Raw genomic sequence first — 15,380 nt, forward strand, 5'->3', positions numbered from 1 at the left:
GCTCAAGTACGTGGTGATCACCTCGGTTGACCGCGACGACCTGCGCGACGGTGGTGCCCAGCACTTTGCCGACTGCATCCGCGAAATCCGCAAACTGTCGCCGAACGTGCAGCTCGAGACCCTGGTCCCGGACTACCGTGGCCGCATGGACGTCGCGCTGGAAATCACTGCCGCCGAGCCACCGGATGTGTTCAACCACAACCTGGAAACCGTGCCGCGCCTGTACAAGGCAGCGCGTCCGGGTTCGGATTACCAGTGGTCGCTGACTCTGCTGCAACGCTTCAAGCAGATGATGCCGCACATTCCGACCAAATCCGGCCTGATGCTGGGTCTGGGCGAGACCGACGAAGAAGTCATCGAAGTCATGAAGCGCATGCGCGAACACGATATCGACATGCTGACCCTCGGTCAGTATCTGCAACCGTCGCGTAGCCACTTGCCGGTGCAGCGTTTCGTCCATCCGGACACCTTCGCCTGGTTCGCCGAGGAAGGTTACAAGATGGGCTTCAAGAACGTCGCTTCGGGCCCGCTGGTGCGTTCTTCGTACCACGCCGACGAGCAAGCCAAGCTGGTGAAGGCTGAGTTGATGGGGTCCTGATCCGCTGCTGAACGTAAAAAATGCCCGCGAGACGTTAGTCTTCGCGGGTATTTTTTTGCCTGTCCTACGCCAGGCGCATACTTTTCCTGCAATGCGCGGGGCAGCAGAGCCTCTTCTGTTTCCTCCCGTTCCTGACTACTGTGTGCGCATGAGTTCACACAGGGAGATCCATGGATGACCGTTCGACCCACCCACACACTGTTTCCCCATAAACCGGTGCCCGCGTTGCCTTCGGAAGGGCTGATCGGCGTGATCGCGCCAGCCGGGCCCGGTGCGCTGGACACCGACAAGGCTGTGCAATGGATGCGCGCCCGGGGTTATGGGTTGAAAGTGTTTCCTGGCGTCTACGAGAAGGATGGCTATCTGGCAGGCAGCGATGACGTGCGGCTCAACGATCTGCACGCCGCGTTCGCCGACCCTGAAGTTGACGCGATCATCTGCTTGCGCGGTGGCTACGGTACGCCACGACTGCTGGACCGGATCGACTACGATCTGCTGAGTCGTAACGCCAAGCCATTTGTCGGCTACAGCGACATCACCGCACTGCACCTGGCCATCAGTCGCTATGCCGGCTTCGTGACCTTTCACGGACCGCTGCTCAATGCCGACCTGCTGGGCGACAAGGAGCCGCCGACCGTCACTTCGTTCTTCGCCATGCTGCGCGGCCAGTTGAGGGCGGGGAGTGTGCTGAGTCATCCGGTGGCTTATCCATTGACCACGGTTGCGCCCGGTATCGCTCACGGACGCTTGCTCGGCGGCAATCTGGCGATGATTGCATCAACGTTGGGCACGCCTTACGAGATTGATGTCGAAGGGGTGATTCTGCTCATCGAAGACATCAACGAGCCGTTGTATCGCATCGACCGGTTGCTGACCCAGATGCGTCTGGCCGGCAAGTTGGCCAAATTGCGCGGAGTGTTGGTTGGGGATGTGGCAGGAGTGGATGTCGCGGCATTGAACCGCTTGCTCAAGCAGACATTTGAACCGTTGCGGATTCCGGTCCTGTCGGGGTGGCGCAGCGGCCATTGCGATCCGAACCTGACGCTGCCGATGGGCGCGCTGGTGCGTCTGGATGCCGGAAAGCAGGAGTTGCTGCTGGAGCAGGATGTGGTGACCCGATAATGCAAAAGATCGCAGCCTGCGGCGGCTCCTGCATTGGAATGCGATCCATGTAGGAGCTGCCGCAGGCTGCGATCTTTTGATCTGGCTTTATTGGCTCCGCAGGCTTTCCAGCAACTTGTGCGTCGGATAGCCATCCGCCGGCCAGCCAAGCGCCTGCTGCGCACTGCGAATCGCCTTGCGGGTATTGGCGCCGATAATCCCGTCAGCCGTGCCGGCATCGTAATTGCGCGCACTCAGTAGGGTCTGCAACTCCATCCGCTCGGTACGGCTCAATGGCAGGTCATCTTTCGGCCACGTGCCGTTGATCAAGCCAGCGCCGTCGAAACGCTCGGACAACAGGCTCACTGCCAACGCATACGACGACGAGTTGTTGTACTTGAGGATCGCACGGAAGTTGTCGAGGATGAGGAACGCCGGGCCACGGTAGCCCGCCGGAAGCAAGAGGGCGGCGGACAGCTGTTCAGTGCCCGCAGGCGCCTGCCCGCCGTTCGGCAGAATCACGCCCAACTGACGCCATTCAGCGACACTCTTGCGAATCGCGCCGTCAGCCAGCGTGTAATTGAAACTGCTCGGCAGTTGCACTTCAAAACCCCACGGCTGGCCACGCTGCCAGCCGGAGCTTTGCAAGTAATGCGCAGTGGAAGCCAACGCATCCGCCGGGCTGCCCCAGATGTCACGGCGACCGTCACCGTCGAAATCCACGGCGTGGGTGTTGTAAGTGGTCGGAATGAACTGGGTCTGGCCCATCGCGCCGGCCCAGGAGCCAAGCATCTTCTCTGGCGTGATATCGCCCTGTTGCAGAATTTGCAGGGCGGCGATCAATTGCGCATGGGCAAAGCCCGGGCGACGACCTTCGTAGGCGAGGGTGGCCAGTGAGTTGATCACCGATTTGCTGCCCTGGAACTGGCCGAAATTACTCTCCATGCCCCATACCGAAACGAGCGCCTGACGATCGACGCCATAACGTTGCTCGATGCTTTGCAGAATATCGGCGTACTGGCTGATCAATGCCTGACCTTTGCGCACGCGCAGTGGCGACAGCGCGCCGTCGAGGTATTCCCACACCGGGCGGGAAAACTCCGGCTGGCTGCGGTCGGCGCGAATCACGCTGGCATCGAAGCTGACATTGGCAAAGGCGCGATCAAACAGATCAGGACGAATCCCGGCGGCCAGCGCGTCCTTGCGAAAACCTGCCTGCCATTCGGCAAAGGTCTGAGTGGGCTGAAGATCGAGAGGGTCGGCGGACGGCACTACCGGCGGGATGATCGCTGGGGCCGTGGCGACAGGCGCGGCTTGAAGGGGTTGCGCATCGGCGGCGGTGGGTTTTTCCGCGCAGGCGACAAGCAGAATGAAGCTGGAGGCAGCGATCATCTGGCGAACAGGCCAGCGACGGGAAAGACTTAGGGGCATGCACAGTTCCAGGAAAACGAATCAGGTGCAGACCTTAACATGACCGGGGGGTACTGCGCTTTAAGCGGCCAGAAAGTAAGAAGCCTCCCAGCTGTCAGACTGGAAGGCTTCGCGGCGGTAGCTGCCTTTGCCCTTGGCTGGTCGTTCCTGACGACTGCGGAACAAAGGCTGGGCGACAATGGATTTGGCCTTGTTGGGGCCATGTTTCGATGGCTTTTTGCTCATGAGGGTTCTCTCGAGTGAGTGGGGTTTGCGCGGCAAATAATCTGCCGATGTTGGGCGTCTGTCTATAGGGCAAATGTGGATGGTGTTTGTCGGAAAACAAGATCAAAAGATCGCAGCGTGCCGCAGCTCCTACAGGGATCGGTGCAGGAGCTGCGGCACGCTGCGATCTTTGATTCTATTCAGCAGGCAGTGAAAGTCGCTGACCGGCCATCAACAACGCCAAGCGACTCAGGCTCATCCACGGTGAACCCGCCGCCTGGCCTTTGATCTGCGCGTCGATACGCTGGGCTTCGAGCAACAACTGCGCCCAGCGTTGCGCCGAGTAGCGTTGCAGGGCTTTGCTCATCAGCGGTTTGCGCTTGTCCCAGACTGGCGGCCTGGCCTGACTGAAGCACTTGTCCAGCGGCGTGCCCTGGCTGTACTGCAACGAGATGTTGGCCAGCAGACGCAACTCCCGCGCCAGTGCCCAGAGAATCACCGGTGGCTCGACACCTTCACCGCGCAAGCCTTCCAGCATGCGCAATGCGTGAGCCGGTTCGCCGTTGAGCACCGCATCGGTCAAGCCAAACACATCGAAGCGCGCACTGTCCGCTACGGCGGCCTGCACCGTTTCAACGGTGATCTGGCCTCCTTCGGCCATCAACTTGAGCTTTTCGATTTCCTGCGCGGCCGCGAGCAAATTGCCCTCGACGCGTGCAGCAATCAATTCGACCGCATCCTGGCTGGCCGACAAACCGGCCTGCGACAGACGTTGCCGAATCCAGCTTGGCAGTTGATTGGCATCCACCGGCCAGATCTGGATGAACTGGGTCTGCTGGCCTTCAACCAGCGCCTTGCCCCACTTGGTTTTCTGCGCGCTGCCATCGAGCTTGGGCAAACTGATCAGTAGCACCGTGTCTTCAGCGGGGCGTGAGCAATATTCGATGAAGGCCGCGGCCCCCTTGTCACCGGGCTTGCCTGAAGGCAGGCGCAGTTCCAGCAGACGTTTTTCCGCGAACAATGACATGCTCGCGCCGGCCTGCAACAACGTGCCCCAATCGAAATTGGCGTCAGCGGCAAAGACCTGACGTTCGTCGAAACCTTGCTGGCGAGCAGCGTTGCGGATGGCGTCGGCAGCTTCCTGACACAACAGCGGGTCATCGCCACTGATGATATAGACCGGCGCGAGGGCGCCTTGCAGGTGTTTACCGAGTTGGGCGGGTGCGAGCTTCATAAGAAAGGTCGATCGGGGCGCCGGAGCGCCCCGAACGTCTTACTGCTGCGGTACTTCGAGGGGCGACTGACGCGGGGTTTCCGCTTCAGCCTTTTGTGCCGCTTGCAGCGCATCGGCTTCAGCTTTGGCGCGGTCGTTGGCGGCTTGCTGCAGTTGCTCCAGTTGCGCTGGAGTCAGCTGTTGCAGGCGCAGCATCATGCGCTGAACCAGCTCGCGACGGGTTTCACGACGGGCGTCGTTGGCTTCCTGATCGGAACCGACAAGGTTGTTACCGTCGTGGATGAACACCTTCTGCACTTCAAGCTTGCTGCTCAGCAGGTTCAGGTTGTTTTCGCCAATGATGTCGTAGCTCAGGACGGTGTTGACCTGGTATTCGCCAGTACGGCCGGCACCGGCGTAGCTGAGAATTCGCTGGTTTTCCTGTTCGTCAGCCAGGTACAGCTTGTACGGCGCACCGTTGTATACCTTGACGCCGCTGGACTCGAGCATCTGGCGCAGATCGGTGACGGTCTCGCCGTAGGCGTTGCGGGCGCTCAGGTCGAGCTCCTTGATCGTCAGTTCGGTGGTGCCTGTGCCACGCAGCTGGAAACCGCAGGCGCTCAGCAGAACAGCGAGGCCCATCACCAGCAGATTGCGTTTGATCATTGTGTTGCTCCCCTTGAAACCATGTGGGCCGACCTTGCGGCCCGAAAGGTTTTACAGTGCGTCAGGCGGACCTGACGCCCAATCCAATTTAGCTGGCGACGATGTTGACCAGTTTGCCCGGAACCACGATCACTTTGCGAATGGTCAGTCCGTCGACGAAACGCAGTACGTTTTCGTTGGTGCGCGCGGCGGCTTCGACTTCTTCGCGGGTTGCGCTGGCCGGCATTTCGATCTGGCCGCGCAACTTGCCGTTGACCTGGATAACCAGGGTCAGGCTGTCCTGTACCAATGCACTTTCGTCCACTGCCGGCCAACCCGCGTCGATCACCGGATCGGCGTGGCCCAGCTGACTCCACAATTCGTGGCTGATGTGCGGGGTAATTGGCGCCAGCAACAGTGTTACTGCTTCCAGGCCTTCCTGAAGCAGCGCACGATCCTGTTCGGTGCCTTGCGCGGCTTTTTCCAGCACGTTCATCAGCGTCATCACCTGGGCGATGGCGGTGTTGAATTTGTGGTTCTGGCCGACGTCGTGGCTGGCCTGTTTGATGGCCAGGTGGATCGAACGGCGCACGGCTTTCTGCTCGTCGCTCAGGCCGGCGACATCCAGGTTGCCCGGCAGGCCCAGGGTTACGTGGGCTTGCGCCAGACGCCAGACACGCTTGAGGAAACGGTGCGAACCTTCAACGCCGGAGTCGGACCATTCTGCGCTCATGTCAGGCGGTGAGGCGAACATCATGAACAGGCGGCAGGTGTCGGCGCCGAACTGATCGATCATCGACTGTGGGTCAACGCCGTTGTTCTTCGACTTGGCCATTTTCTCGGTGCCGCCGATTTCCACCGGCAGGCCGTCGGACTTCAGCTTGGCGCTGATGACCTTGGCTTTGCTGTCACGCTCGAGTTCTACGTCTGCCGGGTTGAACCAGGTGTAAGCACCATTGGCTTCGCGACGGTAGTAAGTCTCGGCGATCACCATGCCTTGGGTCAGCAGGTTCTTGAATGGCTCGTTGGAGCTGACCAGACCTTCGTCACGCATCAGCTTGTGGAAGAAACGCGCATAGAGCAGGTGCAGAATCGCGTGTTCGATACCACCGATGTACTGATCCACCGGCAGCCAGTGGTCAGCGGCGGATTTTTCCACCAGACCGCCTTCAAAGTGCGGCGAGGCGTAGCGTGCGTAGTACCACGACGACTCGACGAAGGTGTCCATGGTGTCGGTTTCACGCTTGGCAGGCTGGCCGCATTTCGGGCAGGTGCACTCGTAAAACTCTGGCATGCGCGCCAGCGGCGAACCGGCACCGTCCGGCACCACGTCTTCCGGCAGGACGACAGGCAGTTGATCTTCCGGCACCGGCACGTCACCGCACGCATCGCAGTGGATGATCGGGATCGGGCAGCCCCAGTAGCGCTGGCGGCTGATGCCCCAGTCGCGCAGGCGGAACTGGGTGCGCGAGGCGCCGAGTTCTTTCTTGATCAGCGCGACTTCCATGGCGTCGAACGCGCCAGCGAAGTCGAGACCGTCGAAGTCGCCGGAGTTGATCAGCGTGCCGTGTTCGCCGTACGCGTCTTGCCACGGCGCCGGGTTGGTGTCGCCGGAGCTGGTACGCACCACCGATTTCACCGGCAGGTTGTACTTGTGGGCGAATTCGAAGTCGCGCTCATCGTGCGCCGGTACCGCCATTACAGCGCCGTCGCCGTAGTGCATCAGCACGTAGTTGGCGACCCACACAGGCAGTTTTTCACCGGTCAGCGGGTGCTCGACGAACAGGCCGGTCGGCAGGCCTTTCTTCTCTTGCGTGGCGACGTCGGCTTCGGCAACGCTGCCGCCCTTGCATTCAGCGATGAACGCTTGCAGCTCGGTGTTGTTTTTTGCCGCCAGAGTGGCCAGTGGATGCTCGGCAGCCACGGCGACATAGGTCGCGCCCATCAGGGTGTCCGGACGGGTGGTGAAGACTTTGAGGGTGCCGGCTTCGCCGATCGAGTCGACGTTATATGGGAACTGCACTTCCATGCCGCGGGATTTGCCGATCCAGTTGCGCTGCATGGTCTTGACCTGTTCAGGCCAGCCAGTCAGTTCGTCGAGGCTCTCCAGCAGCTCATCCGCGTAGGCGGTGATCTTGAAGTAGTACATCGGGATTTCGCGCTTTTCGATCAGCGCGCCGGAACGCCAGCCGCGACCGTCGATCACTTGCTCGTTGGCCAGAACGGTCTGGTCGACCGGGTCCCAGTTCACGGTGCCGTTTTTACGGTAGATCACACCTTTTTCGAACAGGCGAGTGAACAGCCATTGTTCCCAGCGGTAGTAATCCGGCTTGCAGGTGGTCACTTCGCGCGACCAGTCGACCGCAAGGCCCAGGCTGCGCAGTTGCGACTTCATATAGGCGATGTTTTCGTAGGTCCACTTGGCGGGCGCTACGTTGTTCTTCATCGCGGCGTTTTCCGCCGGCATGCCGAAGGCGTCCCACCCCATCGGTTGCAGAACGTTCTTGCCTTGCATGCGCTGATAGCGGGAGATCACGTCGCCGATGGTGTAGTTGCGCACGTGCCCCATGTGTAGCTTGCCGCTGGGGTAAGGGAACATCGACAGGCAGTAGAAGGTTTCCTTGCCTGGCTGTTCACTGACTTCAAAGGACTTTTGCTCGTCCCAGAAGGACTGGGCGGCGGCTTCAATTTCACGGGGCTGATATTGTTCGTGCATGGCTACTTTTGTACTGGATAGGGGTGGCCTAATCCTCTTCAACGCAGGTTCCGGGGTTGGCCCGGACGAGCTGGAAGTGGAATTACAGGAAGCGCCGTAGCATACATGACCGCGCTTGGCCTAGGGAAACCCTGATTACAGCTACATACGCCGCAATACATGTGCCGGGGGCCGTTGGTCGCGGCGTACAGCCGGTTTGTGCAGCGAAGCTAAGCTCTAACTGGGGAGTGAGTCTTATCTTCAATGAGGTGAGGGATGGTGGAGCAACGGAAAAAAAACGTAACGAAACCCGAGTTGTACGAAAGATTGATCGATCGTCTGGGTATGGCCCTGGACGCCGTAAAAACCGCTGACCGGCTGCGCGATGAGCGCCCCCTGGAACTGGAATTGCGTGGCTTGAGCCCCGCCGAGTTCAAACTGGTCAAGGCCTATCTGGATCGCAGTGAACGTGAAACGCATGGATGCCTGTCACAAGCAGTGAAGCAGCTCGATGCAGCACATTCGGCCAAGGTCATCTGGCTCAAGGACAAGGCGCCCGGCAGAGACACCGTCAAAGTACGGGCTGTGCAGGCCAAGTAAGCGCATGGCAGGTCAAGAAACGGATCTTTTTCAACGGGATCCCACCTACTGGTTGTAACGCGTTATTAACACTCTTAGGCTTCGGGCATCTCTGGAGATGCCCGATGCCCTTTCGTTATTTCATCAAACAACTTCTATTGCCGCCCGGCATTTTTTTGCTGCTGTTGCTGGCTGCGTGGTGGCTGCGCCGCTCACGGCCGCGCCTGGCCGGTGTGTTTTTTGCAATGGGTTTGGGCGGGTTCTGGCTGATGAGCCTGCCAGTCGTCGTGCAGTGGAGCGCCAAGGCGCTGGAGCGTGAACCGCCATTGGCCCGTGAGGAGTGGGCAACGCTGGCGCAGCGTGCCGATGCCATTGTGGTGTTGGGCTCCGGGCGCGAGCGTGGTGATCTGGCGTGGGGCGAGGATCAGCCGACCGGCGTGGGGCTTGAGCGCCAGCGTTATGCAGCGCGGCTGGCCAAGGCGTCGGGCCTGCCGATTCTGACCACGGGTGGCTTGCATTACGGTACGCCACCGACCGAGGCGAAGTTGATGGCGGATTCATTGCGCGACGATTTTGGCGTGATGGTGCGTTGGCAGGAAGGCGAGAGTCGTACGACGTGGGAAAACGCGAAATTCACGGCTGATATTTTGTTGCCGCAAGGGATCAAGCGCGTAGTCGTGGTAACGCAGGCCTGGCACATGCCGCGCTCGGTATGGAGTTTTCAGCAGGCAGGATTTGAAGTGGTGCCGGCGCCGGTGGGCTTTTTGGGCACTGATAACGCGAGACCGTTTGGTGGCTGGTTGCCGGAATTCAAATCGATCTGGCAGAGCGGGCAGTTGCTGAATGAGGCGGTGGGGCAGGTGGGGTATTCGCTGTTTTATAAGGCTGACTGATTGATCGTTCCCACGCTCTGCGTGGGAATGCATCCCGTGGCGCTCTGCGCCACATCCGAAGCGGAACGCGGAGCGTCCCCGGCGGCGTTCCCACGCGGAGCGTGGGAACGATCATGTCGGAGGGCTTTAAAGGGTTTTCGACATCCGGCTCGCCATCAGTGCCCAGCCAAACAACAGCAGGCACACGATCATCAGCGGCCACGAGCGGTATTGCAGATACGGCGTCAAGTTGTGCATCGGCACTACTTCGCCGTACAGCACGCCCTGCTCGAACTGCGGAATCTGCTCGGTGATCTGCCCGAACGGGTTGATCAAGCCAGTCACACCGTTGTTGGTCGCGCGAATCATCCAGCGGCCCGCCTCCAGCGCCCGCATCTGCGCCATCTGCAAATGCTGCAGCGGGCCGATCGAGGTGCCGAACCAGGTGTCGTTGCTGATCGTCAGCAGCAAATCACTGCGCGCTGACAGACCGGCGGCGAAGTCCGGGTACACCACTTCGTAGCAGATGAACGGCGCAATCTGGTAACCCTTGGCCTGCAACAGCGCCTGATCGGCGGGGCCACGGGCGAAGTCGGACATCGGCAAGTCGAAGAACGCGATCAAGCCACGGAGAATGTCCTGCAGCGGCACGTATTCGCCGAACGGCACCAGTTTCTGCTTCAGGTAAGTGCCGTCACCTTCGCCGACCACGGTAATCCCGTTGAAGAAACGTCTTTCGTGGCGGACCATTTCGCGAATCGGCACGCCGGTGATCAGCGCCGATTTACGCTCAGCGGCGAAGTTGCCCATCATGCTCAGGTAGCCCTCGGCGGACTCCTTGAGCACGGGCACGGCGGTTTCCGGCCAGATCAGCAGGTCCACCGGTTTCGAACGGAAGCTCAAATCGCGGTACAAGGCCAGCTGCGCGTTGAGCTCGGCCGGATCCCATTTCATGCTCTGTGCGACGTTGCCCTGAATCGCGGCAACGCTCAGCGGCGCGCCGGACGGGCTGGTCCAGGCGTGGCCCTTGAGCGCAATGCCCGCTGCCCAAGGCCCGATCAGCAGCACCAGACCGGCAACGACAAAACCTTTGCGTCCGGTTTGCAGCAAGCGCGGTGCGTTGTAGATCAGCGCAGCAGTCAGTGCCAGCACGAACGACACCAGCCACATGCCGCCGACTGGCGCGAGCCCCGACAGCGGACCGTCGAGCTGGCTGTAACCGGAGTACAGCCAAGGGAAACCAGTAAGGAACCAGCCGCGAAACATTTCCTGAGCGACCCACAGCGCGGCAAATGCCAAGGCGTCGGCCAGCGGCGCTTCATTACGGCGCAGCCAGCGCGCCCACAACCAGGCGGGCAGGGCGAAGAACCAGGCAATCGCTGCTGTGAACAACAGCATCAGGAACCCGGCAAGCAGCACCGAAGCGCCGCCGAAATGGTGAATGCTGTAGTAGATCCAGCTGGTGCCGGCGCCGAACAGCCCGAAGCCGAAACACCAGCCACGGCCCAGCGCCTGACGCGGACTTAGCTCGCGCAGGCCGGCATAGAACAGGCCGACCGCCAGCAAAGCCAACGGCCAGATGTTGAAGGGCGCCAGAGCGAAGGTGGTGATTGCACCGGCCGCCACGGCCAGCAGGTTACCGGGCCAGCCGGGGCGGGTTGTCCAGCGCATTTCAATCCTTAGATGTGTTACCGGGCGATTGGTGTCAGTCGCAGCAAATGAATCCGACGGCTGTCGGCATTCAGGATGCGGAAACGATAAGCACCGATTTCAGTGATTTCGTTGCGTTTTGGCAAGTGCCCGAACGCGCTCATCACCAGACCGCCGACGGTGTCGAACTCGTCGTCGGAGAACTCGCTGTCGAAGAACTCGTTGAAGTTCTCGATCGGCGTCAGTGCCTTGATCAGGAAGTCGCCACTCGGCAATGGCTTGATGTAGCTGTCTTCTTCGACGTCGTGCTCGTCTTCGATGTCGCCGACGATCTGTTCCAGTACGTCTTCGATGGTCACCAGGCCCGCCACACCGCCGTATTCGTCGATGACGATGGCCATGTGGTTATGGTTGGCGCGAAATTCACGCAGCAACACGTTCAGACGCTTGGACTCCGGCACGAAGGTGGCCGGGCGCAGCAGATCCTTGATGTTGAAGCTGTCGCCGTTTTCCTTGAGGATCAGCGGCAACAGATCCTTGGCCAGCAGCACGCCCATCACGTCGTCATGGCTTTCGCCGATGACCGGATAGCGCGAGTGGGCCGAGTCGACCACGGCCGGAAGGAATTCACGCGGTGTCTGGGTCGCCTTGATGCTGATCATCTGCGAGCGCGGCACCATGATGTCGCGTACTTGCAGGTCAGCCACCTGAATGGCGCCTTCGACGATGGCCAGCGCTTCGCTGTCCAACAGTTTGTTCTGATGTGCATCGCGCAGCAGCTCGAGGAGCTCCTGGCGGTTCTTCGGCTCGTGGGCAAAAGCCTGGGTCAGGTTACCCAGCCATGACTTCTGCCCGTTGCTCGATCGATCTTCGCTCATAGCGATTACTCTGAATCCTTTGTTGTAACGATAGGGGATGTTTCGGGTTCGTCGTCCGCGTACGGATCGGGATAGCCCAATTCGGCAAGCAACTCGCGTTCCAGTGCTTCCATTTCTTCGGCTTCGTCGTCATCTATATGGTCGTAACCGAGTAGATGCAAGCAGCCGTGAATGACCAGATGTGCCCAGTGGGCCTTTAGTTCCTTGCCTTGTTCCGCGGCTTCGCGCTCAACCACCGCTACGCAGATCACCAGATCGCCGAGCAATGGGATGTCGAGAAACTCGTCGGGCACTTCAGCCGGGAACGACAGGACGTTGGTCGCGTAATCCTTGTGGCGCCAGGTGTGATTGAGCTCGCGACCTTCTTCCTCGTCGACCAGACGAATGGTCATTTCCGAGTCGGCGGTGCGTTGACGCAGGGCCAGTTCGCACCACAGGCGGAAGTCGGCCTCGCTCGGCGCGCTCGCTTCAGTCGCGATTTGCAGGTCTAGCTCAAGCATTTCGCGGGGTGTCCTTGGGTGCTTCGTCACGGTTTTCGAAGCGCTCGTAGGCTTCGACGATCCGCTGGACCAAAGGATGGCGCACGACGTCTTTGGGCTGGAAGTGCGTGAAGCTGATGCCCGGCACGTCTTTGAGCACTTCGATCACATGGTGCAGACCCGACTTGGTGCCTTTCGGCAGGTCGACTTGGGTAATGTCACCGGTGATGACGGCGGTAGAACCGAAGCCGATCCGGGTCAGGAACATTTTCATTTGTTCGACGGTGGTGTTCTGGCTTTCGTCGAGAATGATGAAGCTGTTGTTCAGCGTGCGACCGCGCATGTAGGCCAGCGGCGCGACTTCGATCACCTGACGTTCAATCAGCTTGGCCACGTATTCAAAACCGAGCATCTCGTAGAGCGCGTCGTAGAGCGGGCGCAGGTACGGATCGATCTTCTGCGACAGGTCGCCGGGCAGGAAGCCGAGTTTTTCACCCGCTTCAACCGCCGGACGCACCAGCAGGATGCGACGGATCTGTTCACGCTCCAGTGCATCGACAGCGCAAGCAACGGCCAGATAGGTCTTGCCGGTACCGGCTGGACCGATGCCGAAGTTGATGTCGTTGCCGAGGATTTCCTTCACATAGCGCAACTGATTCAAGCCGCGCGGGCGAATCATGCCTTTCTTGGTGCGCAGGGCGACGGAGGCTTCGGCGGGGGCGTGATTGTCCAGCTCGACCACGGCCGATTCCTGCAGGAACAGGTGCACCGTATCTGGCGACAGCTCTGAACCCTTGGTTTCCCGGTACAGGCGACGAATCAGATTTTCCGCAGACGTGGTGTGCTTGGGATCGCCGATCAGCTCGAACTGGTTTCCGCGGTTGCGGATCTCGATGGTCAGGCGCTGTTCGATCAAGCGCAAATGCTCGTCGAATTGCCCGCACAGATTGGCGAAGCGGCGAGCCTCAAAGGGCTCGAGGATAAAACGATGTGGTTCTATGGGTGCGTTCAAGGTCGTATTTAGCCGCCCTGGGGCAATTGAGATGAAATCAAGGATAACGCCAGAGGCCTGGGTGCGAAAGCTCTTAAATATTCTTGGCGTCGACACCGTCAAGATCGCAGCCTTCGGTAGCTCCTACAGCGGAATGTAATCCATGTAGGAGCTGCCGAAGGCTGCGATCTTTTGCATTTATTGGATCAACGAGCCGCGCAGCGAGTGCGGCTGCGCCGCGTCGATGTGCACGTCGGCGAACTGGCCGATCAGGGTGGGATTGTCGCAGCGGAAGTTGACGATACGATTATTCTCGGTGCGTCCTTGCAGCTCGCCCGGGTCTTTCTTCGAATAATCGGTCACCAGAATGCGCTGGATCGAGCCGACCATTTGTCGGCTGATCTCGAAACCTTGCTGATTCAAACGATGTTGCAGTGCGTTCAGGCGCTCCTTCTTCAACTCTTCCGGTGTGTCGTCGGCCAGATCGGCAGCCGGGGTGCCCGGTCGCTGGCTGTAAACGAACGAGTAGGAAAAGTCGAAACCGACGTCGGCAATCAGCTTCATGGTCTGTTCGAAATCTTTCTCGGTTTCGCCGGGGAAACCGACGATAAAGTCCGAGCTGATGCAGATCCCCGGTACCGCAGCGCGCAGTTTGCGCAGCTTGGATTTGTACTCCAGCGCGGTGTGATTGCGCTTCATCGCCGCGAGAATCCGGTCGGAACCCGATTGCACCGGCAAGTGCAGGTGTTTCACCAGTTCCGGCACATCGGCGTGGGCCTGAATCAGACTGTCGGAGAATTCCAGCGGGTGCGAAGTGGTGTAACGAATGCGGTCGATGCCATCGATGGCGGCAACTACGCGAATCAGCTCGGCGAGATCGGCCAAACGACCATCGTGGGTCGTACCGCGATAGCCGTTGACGTTCTGACCCAGCAAAGTCACTTCACGCACACCGTTCTCGGCGAGGTGGATGACTTCGGCGATCACGTCATCGAACGGCCGGCTGACTTCTTCGCCACGGGTGTAAGGCACCACGCAGAACGTGCAGTATTTGCTGCAACCTTCCATTACCGACACGTACGCGCTCGGGCCATCGATGCGCGGCTCGGGCAAGTGGTCGAATTTTTCGATTTCCGGGAACGACACGTCGACCTGCGGCAGCTTGGTGATGCGTGCAGCGTCGATCATTTCCGGCAGGCGGTGCAGGGTCTGCGGGCCGAAGACCACGTCGACGTAAGGCGCACGATCACGGATCGCCGCGCCTTCCTGGCTGGCCACGCAACCGCCGACGGCGATCACCATTTCCGGGTTGGCCAGCTTCAGTTCGCGCCAGCGGCCCAGCTGCGAGTAAACGCGATCCTGAGCGCGCTCGCGGATCGAGCAGGTGTTGAGCAGAATCACGTCGGCGTCTTCCGCGCGGGCGGTGACTTCCAGGGCCTGATGTTCACCCAGCAGATCGACCATGCGCGAGCTGTCGTACTCGTTCATCTGGCAACCGTGGGTTTCGATGTAAAGCTTCTTGGCCATGGATTAGGGTCATCACGTGATTCAAAGAACCCGGCATTATAGGGAACAAGCCCTCAGGTTCCTACCGCTGTGCGCCCGGAGGCTATGCTATAGTTTGCGCCCTCATTTTTATCCCCGATGTTATCCCCCCGCCATGACCAAACGCGAAGCTCCAATCTATAAGGTGATTTTCCTCAACCAGGGCCAGGTGTTCGAAATGTACGCCAAGCAGATCTATCAAAGTGATCTGTGGGGCTTTCTGGAAGTGGAAGAGTTCGTCTTTGGCGAGCGTACGCAAGTGGTCGTCGACCCGAGCGAAGAAAAGCTCAAGGCGCAGTTCGAAGGCGTGGTGCGCAGCTTTGTGCCGATGCATTCGATTGTGCGCATCGACGAGGTGGAGCGTCTGGGTACCCCGAAAATCAGCGAAGCCCGCGGTGCGGTCGGCAATGTGATGCCGTTTCCGATGCCGATGCCTGAGAAGTAACAGCAGATTCTGGATGCTGATCGTTCCCACGCTCTGCGTGGGAAAGCCGCCCTC

At 59.9% G+C, this 15,380-nt stretch carries 15 protein-coding genes; 5 read left to right on the forward strand and 10 right to left on the reverse strand.

Annotation, left to right across the window (positions count from 1 at the left end):
• Both ACIPIZ_RS15140 and ACIPIZ_RS15145 read left to right on the forward strand, forming a co-directional pair.
• A partial coding sequence (locus ACIPIZ_RS15140; protein WP_401165916.1) for a lipoyl synthase occupies nucleotides 1–598 on the forward strand: 598 nt, incomplete at its 5' end.
• Between the two features lie 174 nt (nucleotides 599–772).
• Nucleotides 773–1,720, forward strand: a complete 948-nt coding sequence (locus ACIPIZ_RS15145) for an LD-carboxypeptidase (RefSeq protein ID WP_064390742.1) — start codon at nucleotides 773–775, stop codon at nucleotides 1,718–1,720.
• Nucleotides 1,721–1,807: 87 nt separating this feature from the next.
• On the opposite strand, the gene ACIPIZ_RS15150 is transcribed toward ACIPIZ_RS15145, so the two are convergent.
• The 5 genes from ACIPIZ_RS15150 to leuS all read right to left on the reverse strand — a co-directional run bounded on the left by ACIPIZ_RS15150 (nucleotide 1,808) and on the right by leuS (nucleotide 7,908).
• A complete protein-coding gene (locus ACIPIZ_RS15150; RefSeq protein WP_064390741.1) occupies nucleotides 1,808–3,130 on the reverse strand; it encodes a lytic murein transglycosylase in 1,323 nt (440 codons plus the stop codon).
• A 60-nt stretch (nucleotides 3,131–3,190) separates the two neighbouring features.
• Nucleotides 3,191–3,355, reverse strand: a complete 165-nt coding sequence (gene arfA, locus ACIPIZ_RS15155; RefSeq protein ID WP_064390740.1) for an alternative ribosome rescue factor ArfA — start codon at nucleotides 3,353–3,355, stop codon at nucleotides 3,191–3,193.
• A gap of 175 nt (nucleotides 3,356–3,530) precedes the next feature.
• Nucleotides 3,531–4,568, reverse strand: a complete 1,038-nt coding sequence (gene holA / locus ACIPIZ_RS15160; protein ID WP_105708263.1) for a DNA polymerase III subunit delta — start codon at nucleotides 4,566–4,568, stop codon at nucleotides 3,531–3,533.
• Between the two features lie 39 nt (nucleotides 4,569–4,607).
• Nucleotides 4,608–5,213: an LPS assembly lipoprotein LptE gene (lptE, locus tag ACIPIZ_RS15165; RefSeq protein WP_064390738.1), complete on the reverse strand. Its 606-nt coding sequence runs from the start codon at nucleotides 5,211–5,213 to the stop codon at nucleotides 4,608–4,610.
• A gap of 88 nt (nucleotides 5,214–5,301) precedes the next feature.
• Nucleotides 5,302–7,908 (reverse strand): leucine--tRNA ligase, encoded by a 2,607-nt coding sequence (gene leuS, locus ACIPIZ_RS15170; protein ID WP_401165920.1) that lies wholly within the window; start codon nucleotides 7,906–7,908, stop codon nucleotides 5,302–5,304.
• Nucleotides 7,909–8,163: 255 nt separating this feature from the next.
• Here leuS and ACIPIZ_RS15175 point away from each other — a divergent pair, with 255 nt between their 5' ends.
• Nucleotides 8,164–8,487 carry a hypothetical protein gene (locus tag ACIPIZ_RS15175; protein ID WP_064390736.1) on the forward strand — a complete coding sequence of 108 codons (324 nt, stop codon included), beginning with the start codon at nucleotides 8,164–8,166 and terminating at the stop codon, nucleotides 8,485–8,487.
• A 104-nt stretch (nucleotides 8,488–8,591) separates the two neighbouring features.
• On the forward strand, nucleotides 8,592–9,359 hold the full coding sequence (locus ACIPIZ_RS15180; protein ID WP_122853741.1) for a YdcF family protein: 768 nt from the start codon (nucleotides 8,592–8,594) through the stop codon (nucleotides 9,357–9,359).
• 126 nt (nucleotides 9,360–9,485) lie between these two features.
• Here ACIPIZ_RS15180 and lnt read toward each other — a convergent pair whose 3' ends face one another.
• From lnt to miaB, 5 genes are all read right to left on the reverse strand, one after another.
• Nucleotides 9,486–11,009, reverse strand: coding sequence for an apolipoprotein N-acyltransferase (gene lnt, locus ACIPIZ_RS15185; protein WP_401165923.1), 1,524 nt, complete (start codon nucleotides 11,007–11,009; stop codon nucleotides 9,486–9,488).
• 17 nt (nucleotides 11,010–11,026) lie between these two features.
• Nucleotides 11,027–11,866 carry an HlyC/CorC family transporter gene (locus tag ACIPIZ_RS15190; protein ID WP_401165925.1) on the reverse strand — a complete coding sequence of 280 codons (840 nt, stop codon included), beginning with the start codon at nucleotides 11,864–11,866 and terminating at the stop codon, nucleotides 11,027–11,029.
• Between the two features lie 5 nt (nucleotides 11,867–11,871).
• Nucleotides 11,872–12,366, reverse strand: coding sequence for an rRNA maturation RNase YbeY (gene ybeY / locus ACIPIZ_RS15195; RefSeq protein WP_253481724.1), 495 nt, complete (start codon nucleotides 12,364–12,366; stop codon nucleotides 11,872–11,874).
• Entirely contained in the window at nucleotides 12,359–13,357 is a 999-nt protein-coding gene (locus tag ACIPIZ_RS15200; RefSeq protein ID WP_141126539.1) for a PhoH family protein, read from the reverse strand. The genes ybeY and ACIPIZ_RS15200 overlap by 8 nt, the downstream gene beginning before the upstream one ends.
• A gap of 177 nt (nucleotides 13,358–13,534) precedes the next feature.
• Nucleotides 13,535–14,863 (reverse strand): tRNA (N6-isopentenyl adenosine(37)-C2)-methylthiotransferase MiaB, encoded by a 1,329-nt coding sequence (miaB, locus tag ACIPIZ_RS15205; protein ID WP_008081077.1) that lies wholly within the window; start codon nucleotides 14,861–14,863, stop codon nucleotides 13,535–13,537.
• Between the two features lie 133 nt (nucleotides 14,864–14,996).
• Here miaB and ACIPIZ_RS15210 point away from each other — a divergent pair, with 133 nt between their 5' ends.
• A complete protein-coding gene (locus tag ACIPIZ_RS15210) occupies nucleotides 14,997–15,326 on the forward strand; it encodes a DUF1820 family protein (protein ID WP_003185742.1) in 330 nt (109 codons plus the stop codon).
• Nucleotides 15,327–15,380: the final 54 nt, after the last annotated feature.

This window comes from Pseudomonas sp. NPDC087690 (genome assembly GCF_044743175.1).
GTDB lineage: Bacteria > Pseudomonadota > Gammaproteobacteria > Pseudomonadales > Pseudomonadaceae > Aquipseudomonas.

What these genes read in the sequence shown, in the direction of transcription:
- lptE (WP_064390738.1), bottom strand. Translation starts at nt 5,213, where the DNA reads ATGATCAAACGCAATCTGCTGGTGATGGGCCTCGCTGTTCTGCTGAGC.
- ACIPIZ_RS15190 (WP_401165925.1), bottom strand. Translation starts at nt 11,866, where the DNA reads ATGAGCGAAGATCGATCGAGCAACGGGCAGAAGTCATGGCTGGGTAAC.
- lnt (WP_401165923.1), bottom strand. Translation starts at nt 11,009, where the DNA reads ATGCGCTGGACAACCCGCCCCGGCTGGCCCGGTAACCTGCTGGCCGTG.
- leuS (WP_401165920.1), bottom strand. Translation starts at nt 7,908, where the DNA reads ATGCACGAACAATATCAGCCCCGTGAAATTGAAGCCGCCGCCCAGTCC.
- miaB (WP_008081077.1), bottom strand. Translation starts at nt 14,863, where the DNA reads ATGGCCAAGAAGCTTTACATCGAAACCCACGGTTGCCAGATGAACGAG.
- ACIPIZ_RS15180 (WP_122853741.1), top strand. Translation starts at nt 8,592, where the DNA reads ATGCCCTTTCGTTATTTCATCAAACAACTTCTATTGCCGCCCGGCATT.
- ACIPIZ_RS15145 (WP_064390742.1), top strand. Translation starts at nt 773, where the DNA reads ATGACCGTTCGACCCACCCACACACTGTTTCCCCATAAACCGGTGCCC.
- arfA (WP_064390740.1), bottom strand. Translation starts at nt 3,355, where the DNA reads ATGAGCAAAAAGCCATCGAAACATGGCCCCAACAAGGCCAAATCCATT.
- holA (WP_105708263.1), bottom strand. Translation starts at nt 4,568, where the DNA reads ATGAAGCTCGCACCCGCCCAACTCGGTAAACACCTGCAAGGCGCCCTC.
- ACIPIZ_RS15175 (WP_064390736.1), top strand. Translation starts at nt 8,164, where the DNA reads ATGGTGGAGCAACGGAAAAAAAACGTAACGAAACCCGAGTTGTACGAA.
- ybeY (WP_253481724.1), bottom strand. Translation starts at nt 12,366, where the DNA reads ATGCTTGAGCTAGACCTGCAAATCGCGACTGAAGCGAGCGCGCCGAGC.
- ACIPIZ_RS15150 (WP_064390741.1), bottom strand. Translation starts at nt 3,130, where the DNA reads ATGCCCCTAAGTCTTTCCCGTCGCTGGCCTGTTCGCCAGATGATCGCT.
- ACIPIZ_RS15210 (WP_003185742.1), top strand. Translation starts at nt 14,997, where the DNA reads ATGACCAAACGCGAAGCTCCAATCTATAAGGTGATTTTCCTCAACCAG.